Source organism: Dellaglioa sp. CoH-57-MRSF-19, assembly GCF_056781975.1.
In genome coordinates, this window is sequence record NZ_JBXAXW010000286.1 from 1 (window position 1) to 261 (window position 261).

A 261-nucleotide genomic window follows, 5' to 3' on the forward strand; every position below is an offset into this window, starting at 1 on the left:
CCATTGCCGACTTCGCATACGATTCTGGTTATGGTGGGCAAGAGGTTGTGAGTGATATCGAAATCGTGTTTAACGACGGACAATCCATGCATCGGGGTGAGTATGATGGCTCCGAGTGGTGGGAGTACTCATGCCCATTCGAAATGCCGCAGACGCTGCATCCGATCCAACACCTGCGGGACCCACAAGGATGTAGCTGGGTCAGCCTTGCCGAAGCTAACGAGCCACTTCGGAGCCCGGCAGCGGAGGAAGATGCCGCAT

Annotated in this window: 1 pseudogene; it reads left to right on the forward strand. The window is 55.9% G+C overall.

From position 1 onward, the window contains the following. Window positions 1-47: 47 nt before the first annotated feature. Window positions 48-261 (forward strand): annotated as a pseudogene (locus AC1RO3_RS09250) (hypothetical protein); the annotation flags it as partial.